Genomic DNA, 466 nt, shown 5'->3' on the forward strand with positions numbered 1-466 from the left:
GTACCAGCTGCTCGCCGGCCGTCGAAACATGTTCTTCGGCTGAGCTTTCCCCGCTCCATTTCGCCGGGGGAAGACCCGCGGGGGGAACTAGCTCTTTTGCCCAGCAACCATCTTGGCGATGGCGGCGTCGCGTGCCGCGGCGATCTGTGAACTGATCTCGTCGGCCTCGTCGATGGCCGCCTCGCCGAGCATGGTGACGATGCTGGTGGCAACCGGGTTGCCGTCGTCGTCGGTGACCTCGGCCCGGACCTCGGCGATCACGGTGCCGTGGGATTCGATGACCGAGTCCAGGTAGGAGTCGAACCACAACTTGTCGCCGACCATGATCGGCCGGTGGAAGATCAGCTTCTGGTCGCGGTGCAGCACGCGCTCCAGGTTGATCGGGATGTCGAAATTCTCGAACAGGTCCAGCTGAACCCGGCGGCCCGCTACCGCGAGGAACGTGATCGGAGCGACCACCGCGTCG

Annotated in this window: 1 protein-coding gene; it reads right to left on the bottom strand. The window is 64.8% G+C overall.

Translation table 11 applies throughout. From position 1 onward, the window contains the following. Positions 1 to 87 precede the first annotated feature (87 nt). On the bottom strand, positions 88 to 466 hold a 379-nt coding region (locus IMZ11_RS44015), incomplete at its 5' end, for a MaoC family dehydratase N-terminal domain-containing protein (RefSeq protein WP_228649691.1).

Origin of the sequence: Microtetraspora sp. AC03309, assembly GCF_020826795.1 — a bacterium.
GTDB lineage: Bacteria > Actinomycetota > Actinomycetes > Streptosporangiales > Streptosporangiaceae > Microtetraspora > Microtetraspora glauca.